Here is a 16937-nt window from a genome sequence, read left to right as displayed (position 1 = left end):
ATGGATTAAGGAGTTTGTGAAGTGAGTAATCACTCATTTTGTTAAAAAATAAAAAGGAAGGCTTCTGCCTTCCTAAAATGCATCTCGTAAAGAGCGAATGATTTGAACATTGTATTGATCTAAAGAGATTCCTGAAGTCACCATGCCTTGAGCAGCAGCTGGCTTCATTCCGGTAATGCTTACGTTAACGCCAAGCAGCCTCAGGGCGCTCAGAAGTCCGCTGATGGAATGGAAAAAATGCTGATTGGCTTCAATGATAGAGGATAAGTCAACAATAAGGGATGAGAGCTTTTGTTCAGAAACGCTGAGCAGTACTCTTTGAATGATCATGTCAATTTCCAAGTCATCGATGATTGTCTGGTTAAGCGGCAGGATTCCTTTTCCTTCAGGGAGAAGAATGATGTTGGATGCCATTTGTTCTAAATTGAACTTGAATTTTTCTTCTTTTTTAACGTACTCTGTCACATCAGTGAATTCAGCCATCGCTCCTATAATAATGCCGTTTTCCTCCAATAGATGGGTCTCCAGGTCGAAGTAGCTGTTGAAATCACCAAACTGATAGGGCATTCTTTCTACCTTGACTGGTTCTTCGTATTTTATTGTGTTTTCAATATGTCGGACATCTTCGGGAGCATCAGGGAAAAGGTCGTAAGCATTTTTTTGGAGGACGTCTTCTTTTTTAACTTTTAACAGTTTTTCGCACGCTGGATTAAGGTACACGATCGAGTAGTCTGTATCAATGATTAAAATAGCATTCTTTAAAAAATCCATGGCGTTAGCGTTGTGTTCATTCATTTGGAACTTACTATTGTTCACAACTTGTCCCCCTGAGTTGAGTCTTTCCTAAATTATAGCACTATTATGGTTAACGTATCCAATCAGCTGGGAGGAATACACAGGTTAGTGCAGTAATAAATATATAGTTGGATTGAATAATGGATAGAGGAGGGATGAAGTATGGAACAATTGACAGGATTCCTGCTGGGGACATTGGACTTGTTTTATCCTTTACTGATTGCGTCGATTCTTACACTAGTTTATGCAATCAGGAAGCGTTCTTGGTTTTGGATGATTGTAAGTGCCGTCTTACTTTATCCGGATGCCTGGTTTTTCAGCGGTTATCCGTCTTTTGCATGGGTGAAGTTTCTCCCGGTCATTGAAGTCATTTTTGCCATCGTTTTTTGGGTGAAAAAACAGCAGAATAAATAAAAAACGCTTGGACCAAGTTGAATCCAAGCGTTTTTGTTATGTTATTCGACCTTATCATTAGCCCAATCGTATGTCCAAAAATGTTCAATCGTGACCCATTTCAGGGCTTCAGGGTCTTGTGCAGCGATGCCTTCTTCAATCTGTGGAAGCATCCAGGCCGTCTGGGAGCTATGTGCCTTCATTGTTGCGATCTTTTGATCCTTCACGTCCGAAATATCATTTTTGACATCCGGCTGCCCCAAATGTTCTTTGCAATCATTTGAAAATGCAAGGCAATGAAGCTTAGGACGGGAAGACTTAGGAAGACGGCGTACGGCTCTTACTACTGCACGGGCAGTTGCTTCATGGTCGGGATGGACTGAATATCCCGGATAGAACGTGATGATCAGGGATGGGTCCAGCTCTTCAATGAGCCCTGTCACCATATTGGCGAGTTTTTCATCATTTTCGAATTCGAGCGTCTTATCACGGTAACCCATCATCCGTAAATCAGTGATCCCCATCACTTCAGCCGCTTTCTGAAGCTCTTTTTTGCGGATGAGCGGAAGGGATTCCCTTGTTGCAAACGGGGGATTGCCCAGATTGCGGCCCATTTCACCCAAAGTGAGGCAGGCATAGGTAACAGGTGTGCCTTCTTTTATATATTGTGAGATTGTCCCCGAAACACCGAACGCTTCATCATCGGGATGAGGGAATATAACGAGAACTTGTTTTTCTTTTTGCATACTGTAACCTCCTAAAAGTCAAAGGGAGCTTTATTAAAAAGGTGTCGGACTGATTTGCAAAGCAACAGCCAGCTTGCCTTCATTGTCATGCCCCGCAAGCAGCAGCTGATTCTTTTCTGTTTTCTCAAAGTGGGTGAGGCCTTCAGCATAGATCCAGCCGATATCAAGCTTCAGCCCAGCCCTGAAAGGACCATCACCGACAATCTTGCCGTGTTCATAATTGACACGGGCGTTGCGTATGTAGGCTCCTGCAGAGAAAAAATCTTCTTTAAAGTGGGAGGCATAAGCTCCGTTTGTGGTTTCTAAATGTATATAAACATCTTTCCGGGCAAATTCATTGATCAAACCCTGCACCTTTGCCAGCGTAATAGGTTCCATACCTCTGCCTCCTTATACGGTAAATAAATCTGATTACTTCCCATTTTACTAAAATCACCTTTAGAATGCGAAAACAATGTTTCTGCTATTCCTGTCAGGCACAAAAAAACCGGCAGCTATAGCCGGTGCAGACTACTTCAATATATCCAATGACAGCCCGAAGATGTTCCAGAGGAAAAGGAGGTTCATGAAAGACAAAATCCAGGCGAGGAGCGGATTCTTATAATGGACGTAAAGAACGACAAAGATGACAATATCAAAATATAGGGACCAAAAGATATTCCAGCCATTATGGTGGGTCATGAGGCCGGTTTTCAACGCCAGGCATTCAATGGAGATGTAAATGAATACCCAAAGTGATATCCAGAGTGCTTTTTTCACTTTCCCGTCAGGAAAGCGCCCTAGGAAGATGAGCACTGTTGCCCAATAACGGATCACCATTTTCACAAGCGCAATGATGGTGTGATTGGGGAGGTACCTGTGGTCAAAGGAAGGCTGGAAAAGCCACATTGATTTATTATATAGTAAAAATTGATAAAGCAAGTCTCCGACCAGGAAGAAGAGGAAGGTGGGATAATAATTCCGCCAGTTTTTCCAATCACCCCATTTGACGGCCGCCAGCAAAAAAGCTGTAAATAGTAAAGTATGCATTCGGTTTACGTCCTTCGATTCATTATATTACAATTTTTTCCTAATTTGCACTTTCTATTCCTTTTTATGGAAAACAAGTTCAACATAAAAATGGCCCCCATTTGGGAGCCATCTTAGGTTAAGATAAAAAGCTTTTTAAAGGTTAAGACAAAAAGCAGTTAGCAAAGGATAGGCAAAAACTATTCGTCTCTGCTTCCGACAACGACTACTTTTCCTTTATCAAGTTCTTCTTCATAATGTGCTGCTTCAGAATCTGTCATTCCTAAAGAACTCATTTTGGAACGAAGCTCATCTCCGCGTGACTTGAACGTATTCCCAAGGGTATCAAACATACCTTGTTCGCTCATTCCGACACTTTCCGTATCCGTTCCTTCGGTAAGGTCTTTTGAGCGCTCTTTGTCATGAGCGAGAATATAAATGTCGTCTTTCTCATAGCCCAATCGGTTCAAGTCTTCAATTACTTTTGTTGCTTGTACTCCGTTTTCAACAGTGTGTACTTCATACATAGTTACTGCCTCCTCCTTAATATTGATGAAGCGGTATATATAATATCTACCCGGATTTCAGGGCGCTAAACAAGCTCAATAAGTGGTAAAATTAAGCAATTTCTGTATGCGGTATCCGATGTATTTAAGCCAGGGAATACTGTAATCCTTTTCTTTGAATGTCTCTGTATACAATCCCCCGTCGTTATTCCAGATCCGGTTGAAATAAGCTTCAACCTCTTTGTTCACTTCCTTGTTAAGGGGTGTCTCCAGCCAGAGATTGGTTTCCAGGTTCAAATCTTCAAAGTTCCTTGTTGTGTAGTTGGTCGACCCGCCGAGGATGACGGCTTTATCCTCCTTATTAATATAAAGGAGCTTGGTATGATATTGTTCCATTTTTGTATTGTACCAGCGGATATGGATATTTTTCTCTCCTCTGCGCTGAAGCTCCGATGCGACAGGGATATTGGGAAGGCCCATCTTCTGATTGCCAAATGCGTTTTTGTTTGGGTCCAGAATGATTCTCACATCTGCCCCCCGCCGCGCTGCACCGACAAGTCCGTTGATGACCTTCCGTTCGGCAAGGTAGAACATGCCAAGCCACACGGTGTCACCACTGCCGGCCTTATCCAATTCTTCCAAAGCCCGTTTATGAATCTCACCCTCTGTCAGTACTTGTGCCTTGATGCTGCCGCCTGTTTCGCTGCTGAATTTATAATCCGGCAGGCGCGGGCCGTCGGAATATCTTGCTGCTGCTTTTTCCGTTTTCAGGATATCCCCAATAATCGGACCTTTGATTTCAAAAGCGATATTGGAGTGCAAGCCGCTCGCATTGTGAGGGTTGGCGGATGTGATCAGCGCAGACTGGTCTGTCACCACCACTTTCCGGTGGTTTGCCTTTACATTTAACAGTTCCAGGTAGGATCGGACTGTCACTTTCGGTGCAGTGGAAGCTAGAGGGTTAGGCAGCCACCCTTCATCTTCAGGTTCTGATTGAAACCATTGGAAAAAAGTCCGCCAGATGGAACTATAGACAAAGTTAGAGTCTCTTAATGGCACTAGGTCAGTATACATAACCTGTATTCCATTTTCTTCGAGCCTTTCTACTTCTGGTGCGGGGTGGGAACCGTATGTGGTATTGATATGGTCAGTAATGAATACCATCTCGATATCAGGATCTTTCCGCTTTTTTTCTATTAAGGCATTCGTCAGGTTCCCGGCTAGATCCGGCATATCATATTTTCCATCATAATAGCTGTTAAAAAGAAACATATCGATGACGACAAAGTCCTTTGCTTCACCGATTATCTTGTTAATTCTTTCAAATATCCTCGATTCATGAAGAAAATGTCCGGCGTGGTCTTTATAGGATAGGTCGTAGATGAAATCGACATCGTTTGTGTGAAAAACTTCCCCTTCATAGGAGATCCCCTCAGGGAGTGGTTTATGAGTTTGATAGAACATGACTGAACCAAAATATACCAGTATAAGTATCGTGAGGATTACTTTCCTCTTTTTACCCCAGTGGATTAAGCTTTTCATGGGTTTTTCCTCCATTAAAGAATAGAGTACTTTACCCTCTTTCGGATTTTGTATTCCAACTTCCGACAATATTTTTTATAATATGATGGAGGATGGTGAATGATTTGAAAAATAATGAGGCTAGAATACGAGAAATAGAGTCTCTTTTAGCAGAATTAAAAGACAGCAGCCAGCAGACAAGTGCCACGGCCGTTTTAGATAGAGGAAAAGTCAGCCTGCCATTCTTCAAGGCGGGAAAAGCAATCTTCAGTGTTTGGAAAAGCAAGTTCCTTCTTTTGATGCTTCTCGTGATTCTCGTGATAGCAGGTGTTTCCATCGGAATGTACTCCTGGCTTTCGGGCAGTACGTTCCAGCAAGAGCAGGGATCGTTTGTAGAACAAATCAAAGATATGAATTCATTAGCAACAGCCCAGGCTTTTACCAAAGCAGTTATCGAGCAGGAGGACAACAAGATTTTCGGAAAAGAAATTTCGGCAGACCTCCCAGGAACAAAGCGCAAGTTGTTATTGGTCGTACCGGGGACAGTTCTGGCGGGGGTCGATCTGAAAAAAGTATCAGAAAATGATATTTTGGTAGATGAAGAGGGAAAAGAAATGACGATCGAGCTGCCAAGAGCGGAAATCCTCCAATCTCCTTCTATTGATACTGATAACATTAAAACATTTTCGGTGGAAGGGATCTTCAGGAATGAAGTTGATTGGGAAGAGGGATTTGCCCTTGCCGAAGTCGCCAAAGATTTAATCCAACAAGAAGCGGTTGAGCAAGGATTACTGCAGACAGCCGAAAAAAATGCTGAAAAATCCCTGAAGGAGTTCTTCGGGCAGCTTGGCTACAGTGTAACAATCGAATATAAGAATTAGCATGAAAGGGTGTTAACCGTGACTAATATTCTTAAAAACGATTGGAACGATGTGCTTGGGGAGGAAATGGAAAAACCCTATTACGTGGAATTACAAGAATTCCTTGAACAAGAGTACAGCTCAGAAAAGATTTTTCCAGAGAAACAGAATATCTTCAATGCCTTGAATTCCACTGCCTTTAACGATGTAAAGGTTGTGCTGCTCGGCCAGGACCCCTATCACGGGGAGGGGCAGGCCCACGGATTGAGCTTCTCGGTTGGCAGGGACGTAAAGGTCCCGCCGTCTTTGAGGAATATCTATAAAGAACTTCATGATGACATCGGCTGTGACATTCCTGATCATGGAAACTTAAGTAAGTGGACAGAGCAGGGTGTCCTTCTCTTGAACACCGTTTTGACGGTCAGGGAGGGCAAGGCTCATTCCCATAAAGGCAAGGGCTGGGAAACCTTCACAGACAAGGTGATTGAAAAACTTAGCAATAGAGAGAAGCCGCTAGTGTTTATGCTCTGGGGGCGTCCTGCCCAGGAAAAACTGAAGCTGATCGACAACGAGAAGCATTTCGTCATCCAATCTCCTCATCCAAGTCCATTCTCCGCCAGAAAAGGCTTCTTTGGAAGCAAGCCATTTTCCAGGACCAATCAGTGGCTGAGAAAAAATGGTGAGGAAGAAATCGACTGGTGCATAGAGTAAGCAGAACATTAAATAGACAAAATATTCATGTTTCACGTGAAACATAGCAGATTATGGCGAAGCAAGGCGGAAAGCGGCTTTGCTTCTTTTTTTGAATAAATGAGAGGGGCAGGCGGAAACACCTGCTTCTTTTGTCATTAACCCTTTGTAATTGCAAGGTTAATTAAAGATATGGAAAAATATTATCGGATATCATAGTTTTTGAGGAATTATTGTTCATGAAACATCAGCCAAGATGATTGGAGCGGAAGGTGCTCGATCTCCTGCGGGATTAGCGGGACAGGTGAGACCCCGCAGGCGCAGCCGAGGAGGCTCACCGCCCGCCCCGCGGAGTCGGGCACCTGCAGCGGAAATCAAACTGCATTCTCCTTTTTAGATTTTTCCAGCTTCAAGACTGTTTTCTAACAGGCAGAATGAATATAAGTTTGATAGAATAGGGAAGAATGACAGGATAGGGAGAAGAGAGAATTGCCAGAGAAAAAGAAGATCAACTGTTTTCAATGCCAATACTTCTATACAACATGGGAACCAGCCCACCCTCGAGGCTGTAAAGCATACGGATTCAAAACCAAAGCCATGCCTTCCCTGGTCGTATTCCGTTCGTCCGGAGAAAGCTGCCTGAGGTTTACACCGAAAGGCAAAAGTAAATAATGTTGCAGCTGTGCCGAAATCAAAAGAGAATGATTTTTACATAAAAGTTAAAGGAAGAGGAGGGACACGATGAACATATCCCACGTCTCATTAATCAATAAAATGGAACAAGAGCTTATGAAAGCAAAACAAGCAGAAAGACCACAAAATATTCGCGAACACATCAACTCAATCAAAGCCTTATGCGAAGTAATGCTGGAAACCGAAAGTGTCAGCTCCAGCCAGCCTGTTCTCTCCAGCCAGATGCCGGCACAGCAAATGACAATGCCGGTCAGCAGCCAGCAGTCACAAACCGTAAGAATCAGTGAAGAAAGCAAACTCGAAACAGATGATGGAGCCAACGGTGACTCACTGTTTGAATTCTAAACCACAAAATTAACCGGGAGTGTTAGAGGGTATGAAAACATTTATCATTATTGGAGCAATCAATGCGTTTCTTTCAGTAGCGCTGGGAGCCTTCGGAGCCCACGCATTGGAAGGGAAAATCTCACAAAAATATATTGATACATGGAACACAGGAGTCCTTTATCAAATGTTCCATTCAATCGGCATCTTGATCATCGGCGTGCTTGCAGGAAACATCGCCGCCAGTTCACTGCTTAACTGGTCAGGGTGGCTGATGCTTATCGGTATCATATTATTCTCTGGAAGCTTGTATGTGTTGAGCCTAACAGGAATTAAAGTGCTGGGTGCCATTACACCTTTAGGCGGGGTTTCATTCCTGATTGCATGGGTGCTCCTCATTATCACAGCAGCAAAATCTATGTAAATAAAAGACTGCGGGCCATATATAAGGCTCGCAGTCTTTTGATTTCAGCCCCATTATCTTGGCGGATAAGAGACGGTTGGAGACGCCCCTGCACCAAACGGGTATTCATATTCAATCTCTTCATCGAACGTAATGTAATCAAGATAAATCATCGGCAGAAGAAAGCGCACGCCAGTTTGTGGATCACTAAGGATCAGATGATCGCGTCCTGCTGCTTCAATGATTCCTTTGAAAACCTTGGCATTCCATTCTCTGTTGTTTTCAAATGTCATGTACACTGTGGCCACTTTGCCTTTGTTTAGACGAAGGATGTTCTCGATATACGATTCCTCTAAAGGCAGCTGGCCGGGAACACCTTGTGCTGGGCTTTGGGCACTGATAGGCTGACCCTGTAATTGGCCGCTGTAGAACTGCCCGCCGGCGTAGGTCGGGGGCTGGCCGTAATATGGCTGGCTGTAACCATATCCATATGGATTTCCACCACTTGATTGTTTCACAATGCAGACCTCCTTGATTAATCAAAATCCTTCAAAATGAAGGTGTTTCACTGTTGACTCACAAAGCATGGTAAACATGAAAGCTCTCTTCCTGAAAGAAAACGTAAGGAATAATGGTGAAAGAGAGGATGCTCTGATTTCACTATTTCATTTTTATGTAAGCAAGGGACGGAATATTCCATAAAAAGCGAAAGCGGCCCTCAACGATGAACAGATTTAAGGGCTGATCAATCAAACTAGAAGATTTATAAGACTAAAAAAGTTTCGAAAAACAAATTAGGGTGTCATATGAGGGCTTCATAAGACGAGAAACCGCGTTCAAATAGAATTAGGGTGACTCATAAAGGCTTCATAAGACCAAAAACCTCGAAAAAACTAGAATTAGAGTGACTCATGGGCGCTTCATAAGACTAAAAAACTCATTCAAATATAATTAGGGTGCTTCATAAGAGTTTCAAAACAAATATTCAGCTTTTATGAGCCAGGTGACTTACATAATATCCTAGATAAGCCTGTTGTTTTTGAAGCCCAAATTAATTGAATATACGTGGGTTGATTGTAGCGGAAGGTGTGTGGCCTCCTGCGGGATTAGCGGGACAGGTGAGACCCCGCAGGCGAAGCCGAGGAGGCTCACCGCCCGCCCCGCGGAGTCGCACACCTGGAGCGGAAATCAACAAACTCATACAAATAACCTGTATGAAAAAAAAAAGACCAAACAGCTGCCTGTTTGGTCTCTTTAAGGTATTATACATGCAAGAAATGGCTGATCTTCTCTTCTTCAAGAAGGTTTCCAACGAAGAAAGAGCCGAAGTCGCCGTAGCGGGCGCTGACTTCATCGAATCGCATTTCGTATACAAGCTTTTTAAATTGCAGGACATCATCTGCGAACAATGTAACGCCCCACTCATAATCATCAAAACCGACAGAACCGGTGATGATCTGTTTTACTTTTCCAGCATACTGGCGGCCGATCATTCCATGGCTGCGCATCATGCTGCGGCGCTCTTCCATCGGAAGCATATACCAGTTGTCATTGCCTTGGCGGCGCTTGTCCATTGGATAGAAGCAGACATGCTTCGCCTTAGGAAGAATCGGGTATAGACGCGCACGTACATGCGGATTTTCATAAGGATTTTCACCATCAGCAAGGTAGTTGCTCAATTCTACTACTGACACATAAGAGAATGTCGGTACTGTGTACTCAGCGATTGTCAGTTTATTGAATTCAGTCTCAAGCTCATTCAGTTCCTCCATTGTTGGACGGACGATCATCATCATGAAGTCTGCCTTCTGCCCGACAATGGTGTAAAGAGCATGGCTTCCTTGTTCTTCGGTTTGTGTTTTATTCAACTTTTCAAGGAATCCCTGGAATTCATTGATTGCGGTTTGTCTCTCATCACTTGAAAGCATCTTCCAAGAAGTCCAGTCCATTGAACGGAAATCATGCAAAGAATACCAGCCATCTAACGTTTGAGCCGGTTCACTCATGTTTATCACTCCTTATAACTTATATGCCCCCTTACTATATCATAGTTTAGCCCAATTACCCGAATTGGAATCTTGACTGAAAACCGACAATTTCGATAGCGGAGGATGAGGTTTCAGTGCATATTGGAGGAGTACAAAGGGAACAATAAAGCAGGTTGAAAAGGAAGAAATTTTCGAAAAACAAAAACATTTACAATGGAAACGCTGCCACTGTCCGTTATTCTTGAAATCTCCGGGGAGAAGAGTATGCTAAAAGTGGATAATTGAAGGAGGGCTTAATTCATGAGCAATCTATTTGAAACACTAAAAGCGAAAGTTACAGGGAAGGACCTGAAAATTGTTTTTCCAGAAGGGCAAGATGAGAGAATTTTAACAGCAGCTTCACGTCTGGCTTCTGATGGAATCCTGACACCGGTCATCATCGGAAATGCAGGCAGTGTCCAGTCAAAAGCAAAAGAAGTGAACGCTTCACTTGAAGGCTGTGAAATTCTTGATCCATCAGATAATGAATATATGGATGAGCTTGTTCAATCTTTTGTTGAAAGAAGAAAAGGAAAAGCAACTGAAGAGGACGCAAAGAAAATCCTGCTGGACGAGAATTACTTCGGGACAATGCTTGTCTATACCGGGAAAGCACACGGATTAGTGAGCGGCGCTGCCCACTCTACTGCCGACACTGTACGTCCTGCGCTCCAGATCATCAAAACAAAAGAGGGTGTGCGCAAGACATCCGGTGTTTTCATCATGGTTCGTGAAGATGAAAAATATGTATTTGCAGACTGTGCCATCAACATTTCCCCTGACAGCCAGGATTTAGCGGAGATTGCGGTGGAAAGTGCGAAAACCGCAGAAATGTTCGACATCGATCCCCGAGTGGCAATGTTGAGCTTCTCTACAAAAGGATCTGCCAAATCTCCTGAAACGGAAAAAGTGACAGAGGCAGTTAATCTTGCAAAGGAAAAAGCACCTGATTTGACGTTAGACGGTGAATTCCAATTCGATGCTGCTTTCGTACCATCCGTAGCAAGCAAGAAAGCTCCGGATTCTGAAATCAAGGGCGATGCCAATGTATTCATTTTCCCAAGCCTTGAAGCAGGAAACATCGGATACAAAATTGCTCAGCGTCTTGGAAACTTTGAAGCGGTGGGACCAATCCTACAAGGGTTGAATGCACCGGTCAATGACCTTTCCCGCGGCTGCAACGAAGAAGATGTCTATAAGCTTGCATTGATCACAGCTGCACAGGCACTATAAGAATATTTGAACGGTCTCCCTCGGAGGCCGTTTTTTAGAACTAATAAATTTACAAATTTTAGATAAATAAGGTCGGTTTGATAGGACTTAAGTCTACACAGTTTGTCCTATTTTGAATAATCTAGTAAAAAGGAGGTGTATAAAATTGACTACTATTGTGATTGATCCAGGTCATGGTGGGAATGATCCAGGTGCAACCTATCGTAATGCTCAGGAGAAGAATTACAATCTCTCCATCGCTTTAAAAGTAAGAGACTATTTGCAGAAGAATCATAATGTAAATATCTTGATGACCAGAACAAGCGACATAACCAAGTCACTCAATGAGCGTTCCAGTTTTGCAAACGTCAAAAATGCTGATTTTTACCTCTCGATTCATAATAATGCTGCTGGGGGAAGAGGTTTCGAAAGTTATATTTATAACGGAACGGTTTCCCAGCAAACAAAAAACTACCAAACTATCATCCACAACGAAATCATGTCGGCGGTAAGGCAGAAATATGGAATCACTGACCGGGGCCAAAAGCGGGCAAATTTCCATGTTCTGCGGGAAACAGAAATGAATGCTCTCCTATTGGAGGTTCTGTTTGTTGATAACGAAGCCGACTTAAAAATCCTCAATAATCCCAATTTTATCTCAGACGTCTCGACAGCCATTGCAAAAGGGGTTGCCAAAGCATTGTCCCTCCCTGCAAAAAGTCCGGAAGGCGTCCTTTATAAAGTAATTGCCGGTTCTTTCAAAGACCGTAAGAATGCTAAGGACAGAGTAAGCTTTCTTTTATCAAAGGGCATAGGATCATTTATTGCCCCAACGATGATAACAGGAACGCAGTATTACAGAGTGCAGGCAGGTGCATTTGCAAAGAAAGAAAATGCAGAAGAACAGGTCAATAAAATCAAGGAGATCGGCATCCCGGGTGCATTCATTATTACAGAAGGAGAGGAAGCGCCTCCCGAACCCGAACCAACTCCCCCGCCAACACCGGAAGAACTTTTTACTATCAACGGGAATACTCTTCTACATGCTCATCAGCTTGATGACTTCGTCCGAACAGTGAATCCGGAAGCACCTTCCCTCGGCCAATACTATGTTTCCTATGGGAAGGCTTATGGAATCAGAGGCGATGCTGCCTATGCCCAGGCAATCCATGAAACAGACTATTTCCGGTTCACCGGGCTTGTGAACAAGGAACAAAACAACTATGCAGGAATCGGTGCAACAGGACCGGGGAACCCGGGGGTAAGCTTTGCTACGCCTGAAATAGGTGTCCACGCCCACATCCAGCATCTGTATGCCTATTCTTCAACTAACACCATTCCGGCAGGCTTTCAACTAGTCGACCCAAGGTTCAACCTGGTTACAAGAGGCATTGCCCAAACATGGACGGAACTAAATGGAAGATGGGCTGTCCCGGGAACAACCTACGGACAAAGCATCATCAGCATCTACAGGCGAATGCTTAACCACACAATCCAAGAACTTGACCAGCAAAAACAGACACTGAACGATAGGCTTGATGAACTGTAATAAAAGATAAAAAGCAGCAAAACAGGAGGGTGTAAGATTGTTTATTATCATGCTCCTGTTTTTTTATTATGAGGTATAGCAATAATACTTATTTCTGCGTTGAGTTCAATAATAGGCAGCGTATGGACTTAATCTATTCTTCAAATAAGACATTTGCGCACTAAGACTGATTGGAGCGGAAGGTGTACGACCTCCTGCGGGACTAGCGGGACAGGTGAGACCCCGCAGGCGCAGCCGAGGAGGCTCAACGCCCGCCCCGCGGAGTCGTGCACCTGGAGCGGAAATCACAGCACCAACTTCGTGAAAGCTCATGTTTTTTTGCGTTTGAGGGGGCTTAGTCCAGATAACAGGGGTGTGATATAATAAGGCTCATGATAACCGAAGGAGAAAGAACGATGGAATTGCAAAAAAATCAATCACTGCTTATACAACCAGAATGGAGGATCATCGACCAGTCCAGCTTAGGGCCGATGTTTGATGCTCTTCAATCATTTGCCATCGATGATACCCTTTGCACCTCAGTTGGCGCAGGCAATTCACCTGCCACGGCCAGGTCATGGGTCCATCACAACACGATTGTTCTAGGCATCCAGGATACCAAACTGCCGGCTCTCGAAGACGGACTAAAGGTACTCGAAGAACTTGGCTACCGGTATATCGTCAGGAACTCAGGCGGATTGGCGGTTGTGTTGGATGAGGGGGTACTCAACCTGTCCCTTGTTTTCCCGGATTCCGAAAAAGGAATTGATATCAACCGCGGATACGACGCGATGCTTCAGCTGACAGAGGATATGTTCAAGGACTTCCCGGTCACCATCGAAGCAAAGGAAATCGTCAATTCCTACTGCCCGGGCAGCTATGATCTCAGCATCGGCGGTAAAAAATTCGCGGGCATCTCCCAACGAAGGATCCGGAACGGTGTAGCCGTCCAAATCTACCTTTGCGTAAACGGCAGCGGTTCAGAGCGGGCGAAAGTCATCAGGGACTTCTATCAAGCGGGAAGAAGGGAAGAAAGCAAGAAATTCATCTTCCCTGAAATCTACCCGGAAGTGATGGCCTCCCTTTCAGAACTGCTGGGTGTCGAGCTGACCATACAAGACACAATGCTCAGATTTTTACAATCTCTCAGAGGATTCAGCGGCAGGATATACGCCAGCCAGCTGGAGGGAGACGAACTTCCTTTATATGAGGGCTATCTGGACAGGGTCCACCAGAGAAATGGGAAAGTGCTGGAGAGATAGTCAAAAGTAATATCTGAACAGCAAAAAGCTTGGAGACCATAACTCCAAGCTTTTTTTATCCCAGGATAAGCACTGGTTGGCAAAAAGAATTCTCAAAAAACAAACTGTGAAAATAAGGGGAGAAATTCCTCTTATTGAGGAAATAGCACGAAAAATAAAGTAAATAGAGGGAAGAATTCCCCCTATTAACTCCAAAAACATGAAAATGAACCCTATCACTTTGCCTTAAGGGGAAAAATTCCCCTTATTTCCCCGAATCTAGCTCTATTCTAAAGGATAAAGGAAAAAAATCCCCTTATTTAAAAAACCGGTGGTAACTAACAATTAAAAGAATAAGAAGCAGCCAAATTCAGTTTTGTACGTCGCTGAACGGCCGCTTCTGCTTTTCTCTGTCCAGCTCCAGCGGCCAGCGCCTAGCAAACTTCAAGGCCATTCCCTCCGATAAGTCAACATCGAATCGCTGCGCTCTTCGTGTTTCCTTTATCTCAGGAATGGCCTCTCCAGTTTGTACGGCGCTGAACGGCCGCTTCCGCTTTTCTATCTATTCAGCTACTTTTTCAAGGTTTCCATTTCGGTCCATTTTAAACCTTGGCGCCTTACCTTCATCATCTTCGAACAAGACGAGCTTTCTTGCGCGGTTCATGATCTGCATAAGTGTTTCGTAATCTTCCTGCATGGTTACTGTATTTTTCTCGAGCTCGGCAATTTTCTTTTCAAGCTCGGCGTTTTGACGTCTGATTTCCGCATTTTCGTGTTTTAATCTCTGATTCTCACTTTTTAAAATATCAGAACTGAAATTGGAGTGGGCCAGGCTCTGCAGGTAAGCAATGACTTTTTCAAGTGACATTTCCATCCTGCCTCCAACCGGTACACGCTGTGCTGCCGGAGCTTGTACTGGCGGCGCAGAAACTGCAGGCTTGCTTACCTCTTTGCTTTCAATCGCTTCTTCAGCAAACTCCGTATCTGCCGCTTCTGATGCTTCCATCATTTCCAGTGATTCCATTACCGGACTAGTATACTCTTCTTTTTCATCGCTCATTTCAGTAGACATCGATAGAGACATAGCATCTATTTCATCATAGGAAGGTGCCGGCGGCTGGTATAACAGCTTTTTCTTGCCGCCCTGGTCTTTGCCGAGCAGGCGCTGGCGCTGTTTACGCTGTTTCTTGGCCAGGCCCAATGCTTTTTCATATTGGTGGCGGACGACGGCATTCCATCGGAAACCGCAAGCTGCAGAGGTCCGGTTCAATTTATCTCCTACTTCTTCAAATGCGTTCAGCTGAGTGCTTCCCTCTCTCACATGGCGCAATACCGTTTCGGCTAACAACAGATCATCTTCTTCTGTCCAGGCATCCTGTCTAGATTTCATTTTTCCAACTCCCTTTGTTTTAGTAACTTTTCTTACTAGAAGTCTGTACAAAAAAATGGGAATCTATACGAATATGATAAAATTATTTTTTTCTAATAGTTTCGTTGTTGTAATGCTGGGGAAGGGTACCTTCAGACTGTCAAGACCAATAGAATGGATAAAATTTTTTCAAGCTTTTTCAACCCTTGAAGTATAAACAATTTTCTTCATTTCTATTTATTTTTCGACAAGCTTCGCGATGTTTTTATGAGAAAAACCGTCTATAATAGAACTAAGTTAGACAGGAAGAGGGTAAAGAATGGAATATTCCAAAATGAAGCTGCATGAGGAAAAAGTATTTAAAGACCCTGTTCATCGTTACGTACACGTGAAGGATCAGGTCATTTGGGATTTAATAGGGACAAAGGAGTTTCAGAGGCTGAGACGGATCAGGCAGCTTGGAACCACCTATTTAACGTTCCATGGAGCGGAACACAGCCGGTTGAATCATTCTCTCGGTGTCTATGAAATTGTACGCCGCATCGTAGACGATGTTTTCCAGGGCCGTCCTGAATGGAGCCAGGATGAAAGGCTGTTATCTTTATGTGCTGCACTGCTGCATGATTTAGGTCATGGGCCGTTTTCCCATTCATTTGAAAAGGTCTTCCACCTTGATCATGAGCACTTCACACAGGAAATCATTCTTGGAGATACAGAAGTTAACCAGGTCCTTTCAAAAGTAGGAAAGGATTTTCCTAAGCATGTTGCCGAAGTCATTGCCAAAACCTATGTGAACAAACAGGTTGTCAGCCTGATTTCGAGCCAGATCGATGCCGACCGCATGGACTACCTGCAGCGCGATGCCTACTTTACCGGTGTCAGCTACGGCCACTTCGATATGGAGCGGATATTGCGGGTCATGAGGCCGCGTGAAGATCAGGTCGTCATAAAATCCAGCGGAATGCACGCGGTTGAGGATTACATAATGAGCCGGTACCAGATGTATTGGCAAGTGTATTTCCATCCGGTGACGCGAAGTGCTGAGGTCATCCTGACAAAAATCCTCCATCGTGCAAAAGAACTTCATCAACAATCGTATTCTTTTAAATATGATCCTCTCCATTTCTACTCCCTCTTTGAAGGAGACGTATCGCTTGAGGATTATTTAAAGCTGGATGAAGCGGTCATCATGTTCTATTTCCAGACCTGGGAAGAGGAAGACGATCCCATCCTGAGTGATCTCTGCCGCCGCTTTATGAATAGGAATCTATTCAAATACGCAGAATTTGATCCGGCGAAAGAATATAAGAAACACAGTGAGCTTGAGGGCTTATTCAAGAAAGCCGGAATCGATCCGGAGTATTACCTGGTCGTCGATTCATCATCTGATCTCCCTTACGATTTTTACCGGCCGGGGGAAGAGGAGGAGCGCCTCCCGATTCACTTGCAGATGCCGAACAACGAACTGAAGGAGTTGTCCAGGCAGTCGGACATCGTCGATGCGATTTCAGGAAAAAGAAGGACGGACCACAAACTCTATTATCCTGCCGACTTTTTATATGATGAATCCTCCAAGAAAAATATCAAACGACAAATTCGTTCTATCTTAGAACTCGATTAA

The 16937-nt window shown here is 43.9% G+C and carries 18 protein-coding genes; 9 read left to right on the top strand and 9 right to left on the bottom strand.

Going from position 1 to position 16937, the window contains the following annotated elements; all coding sequences use genetic code 11:
- Positions 1–72 precede the first annotated feature (72 nt).
- Positions 73–816, bottom strand: a complete 744-nt coding sequence (locus ACOJQI_RS22150; protein WP_421382216.1) for a PAS domain-containing protein — start codon at positions 814–816, stop codon at positions 73–75.
- A 141-nt stretch (positions 817–957) separates the two neighbouring features.
- Between ACOJQI_RS22150 and ACOJQI_RS22145 the strand changes: the two genes are divergently transcribed.
- Positions 958–1209 (top strand): hypothetical protein, encoded by a 252-nt coding sequence (locus ACOJQI_RS22145; RefSeq protein WP_421382214.1) that lies wholly within the window; start codon positions 958–960, stop codon positions 1207–1209.
- Between the two features lie 41 nt (positions 1210–1250).
- On the opposite strand, the gene bshB2 is transcribed toward ACOJQI_RS22145, so the two are convergent.
- The 5 genes from bshB2 to ACOJQI_RS22120 all read right to left on the bottom strand — a co-directional run bounded on the left by bshB2 (position 1251) and on the right by ACOJQI_RS22120 (position 4990).
- The gene (bshB2, locus tag ACOJQI_RS22140) at positions 1251–1934 is read right to left on the bottom strand and encodes a bacillithiol biosynthesis deacetylase BshB2 (protein WP_421382212.1); all 684 of its coding nucleotides are present in this window, start codon (positions 1932–1934) and stop codon (positions 1251–1253) included.
- 33 nt (positions 1935–1967) lie between these two features.
- Positions 1968–2312 (bottom strand): YojF family protein, encoded by a 345-nt coding sequence (locus ACOJQI_RS22135; RefSeq protein ID WP_421382210.1) that lies wholly within the window; start codon positions 2310–2312, stop codon positions 1968–1970.
- A gap of 132 nt (positions 2313–2444) precedes the next feature.
- Complete coding sequence (locus ACOJQI_RS22130; protein WP_421382208.1) at positions 2445–2963, bottom strand: CBO0543 family protein; 519 nt, start codon at positions 2961–2963, stop codon at positions 2445–2447.
- Between the two features lie 179 nt (positions 2964–3142).
- A complete protein-coding gene (locus ACOJQI_RS22125; protein ID WP_421382206.1) occupies positions 3143–3469 on the bottom strand; it encodes a general stress protein in 327 nt (108 codons plus the stop codon).
- 75 nt (positions 3470–3544) lie between these two features.
- Complete coding sequence (locus tag ACOJQI_RS22120; RefSeq protein ID WP_421382204.1) at positions 3545–4990, bottom strand: phospholipase D family protein; 1446 nt, start codon at positions 4988–4990, stop codon at positions 3545–3547.
- A gap of 95 nt (positions 4991–5085) precedes the next feature.
- Here ACOJQI_RS22120 and ACOJQI_RS22115 point away from each other — a divergent pair, with 95 nt between their 5' ends.
- The 4 genes from ACOJQI_RS22115 (at position 5086) to ACOJQI_RS22100 (ending at position 7960) form a co-directional block, all read left to right on the top strand.
- On the top strand, positions 5086–5850 hold the full coding sequence (locus tag ACOJQI_RS22115) for a DUF4230 domain-containing protein (protein WP_421385536.1): 765 nt from the start codon (positions 5086–5088) through the stop codon (positions 5848–5850).
- An 18-nt stretch (positions 5851–5868) separates the two neighbouring features.
- Positions 5869–6540, top strand: a complete 672-nt coding sequence (locus ACOJQI_RS22110) for a uracil-DNA glycosylase (RefSeq protein ID WP_421382202.1) — start codon at positions 5869–5871, stop codon at positions 6538–6540.
- Positions 6541–7260: 720 nt separating this feature from the next.
- Positions 7261–7557 (top strand): YwdI family protein, encoded by a 297-nt coding sequence (locus ACOJQI_RS22105; protein ID WP_421382200.1) that lies wholly within the window; start codon positions 7261–7263, stop codon positions 7555–7557.
- 31 nt (positions 7558–7588) lie between these two features.
- Positions 7589–7960: a DUF423 domain-containing protein gene (locus ACOJQI_RS22100; protein WP_421382198.1), complete on the top strand. Its 372-nt coding sequence runs from the start codon at positions 7589–7591 to the stop codon at positions 7958–7960.
- Positions 7961–8013: 53 nt separating this feature from the next.
- Here the strand turns inward: ACOJQI_RS22100 and gerQ are convergent, their stop codons facing one another.
- Positions 8014–8457 carry a spore coat protein GerQ gene (gerQ, locus tag ACOJQI_RS22095; protein WP_421382196.1) on the bottom strand — a complete coding sequence of 148 codons (444 nt, stop codon included), beginning with the start codon at positions 8455–8457 and terminating at the stop codon, positions 8014–8016.
- 744 nt (positions 8458–9201) lie between these two features.
- Positions 9202–9945: a hydrogen peroxide-dependent heme synthase gene (gene hemQ / locus ACOJQI_RS22090; RefSeq protein WP_421382193.1), complete on the bottom strand. Its 744-nt coding sequence runs from the start codon at positions 9943–9945 to the stop codon at positions 9202–9204.
- A 282-nt stretch (positions 9946–10227) separates the two neighbouring features.
- Here hemQ and pta point away from each other — a divergent pair, with 282 nt between their 5' ends.
- From pta to ACOJQI_RS22075, 3 genes are all read left to right on the top strand, one after another.
- A complete protein-coding gene (pta, locus tag ACOJQI_RS22085) occupies positions 10228–11199 on the top strand; it encodes a phosphate acetyltransferase (protein ID WP_421382191.1) in 972 nt (323 codons plus the stop codon).
- A 145-nt stretch (positions 11200–11344) separates the two neighbouring features.
- The gene (locus tag ACOJQI_RS22080; protein ID WP_421382188.1) at positions 11345–12727 is read left to right on the top strand and encodes an N-acetylmuramoyl-L-alanine amidase; all 1383 of its coding nucleotides are present in this window, start codon (positions 11345–11347) and stop codon (positions 12725–12727) included.
- Between the two features lie 395 nt (positions 12728–13122).
- Positions 13123–13968: a lipoate--protein ligase family protein gene (locus ACOJQI_RS22075; RefSeq protein WP_421382186.1), complete on the top strand. Its 846-nt coding sequence runs from the start codon at positions 13123–13125 to the stop codon at positions 13966–13968.
- A 541-nt stretch (positions 13969–14509) separates the two neighbouring features.
- Here the strand turns inward: ACOJQI_RS22075 and ACOJQI_RS22070 are convergent.
- Entirely contained in the window at positions 14510–15337 is an 828-nt protein-coding gene (locus ACOJQI_RS22070; protein WP_421382183.1) for an RsfA family transcriptional regulator, read from the bottom strand.
- A gap of 298 nt (positions 15338–15635) precedes the next feature.
- Between ACOJQI_RS22070 and ACOJQI_RS22065 the strand changes: the two genes are divergently transcribed.
- On the top strand, positions 15636–16937 hold the full coding sequence (locus ACOJQI_RS22065) for an HD domain-containing protein (RefSeq protein ID WP_421382180.1): 1302 nt from the start codon (positions 15636–15638) through the stop codon (positions 16935–16937).

This window comes from Bacillus salacetis, assembly GCF_049177075.1.
Lineage (GTDB): Bacteria > Bacillota > Bacilli > Bacillales > Bacillaceae_B > Rossellomorea > Rossellomorea salacetis_A.
This window is presented reverse-complemented; position numbering and strand designations above follow the sequence as displayed.

Coding starts and splice junctions, on each gene's coding strand:
- ACOJQI_RS22075 (WP_421382186.1), top strand. CDS start 13,123: ATGGAATTGCAAAAAAATCAATCACTGCTTATACAACCAGAATGGAGG.
- ACOJQI_RS22130 (WP_421382208.1), bottom strand. CDS start 2,963: ATGCATACTTTACTATTTACAGCTTTTTTGCTGGCGGCCGTCAAATGG.
- ACOJQI_RS22125 (WP_421382206.1), bottom strand. CDS start 3,469: ATGTATGAAGTACACACTGTTGAAAACGGAGTACAAGCAACAAAAGTA.
- hemQ (WP_421382193.1), bottom strand. CDS start 9,945: ATGAGTGAACCGGCTCAAACGTTAGATGGCTGGTATTCTTTGCATGAT.
- pta (WP_421382191.1), top strand. CDS start 10,228: ATGAGCAATCTATTTGAAACACTAAAAGCGAAAGTTACAGGGAAGGAC.
- ACOJQI_RS22120 (WP_421382204.1), bottom strand. CDS start 4,990: ATGAAAAGCTTAATCCACTGGGGTAAAAAGAGGAAAGTAATCCTCACG.
- ACOJQI_RS22070 (WP_421382183.1), bottom strand. CDS start 15,337: ATGAAATCTAGACAGGATGCCTGGACAGAAGAAGATGATCTGTTGTTA.
- ACOJQI_RS22065 (WP_421382180.1), top strand. CDS start 15,636: ATGGAATATTCCAAAATGAAGCTGCATGAGGAAAAAGTATTTAAAGAC.
- ACOJQI_RS22100 (WP_421382198.1), top strand. CDS start 7,589: ATGAAAACATTTATCATTATTGGAGCAATCAATGCGTTTCTTTCAGTA.
- ACOJQI_RS22105 (WP_421382200.1), top strand. CDS start 7,261: ATGAACATATCCCACGTCTCATTAATCAATAAAATGGAACAAGAGCTT.
- ACOJQI_RS22135 (WP_421382210.1), bottom strand. CDS start 2,312: ATGGAACCTATTACGCTGGCAAAGGTGCAGGGTTTGATCAATGAATTT.
- ACOJQI_RS22145 (WP_421382214.1), top strand. CDS start 958: ATGGAACAATTGACAGGATTCCTGCTGGGGACATTGGACTTGTTTTAT.
- bshB2 (WP_421382212.1), bottom strand. CDS start 1,934: ATGCAAAAAGAAAAACAAGTTCTCGTTATATTCCCTCATCCCGATGAT.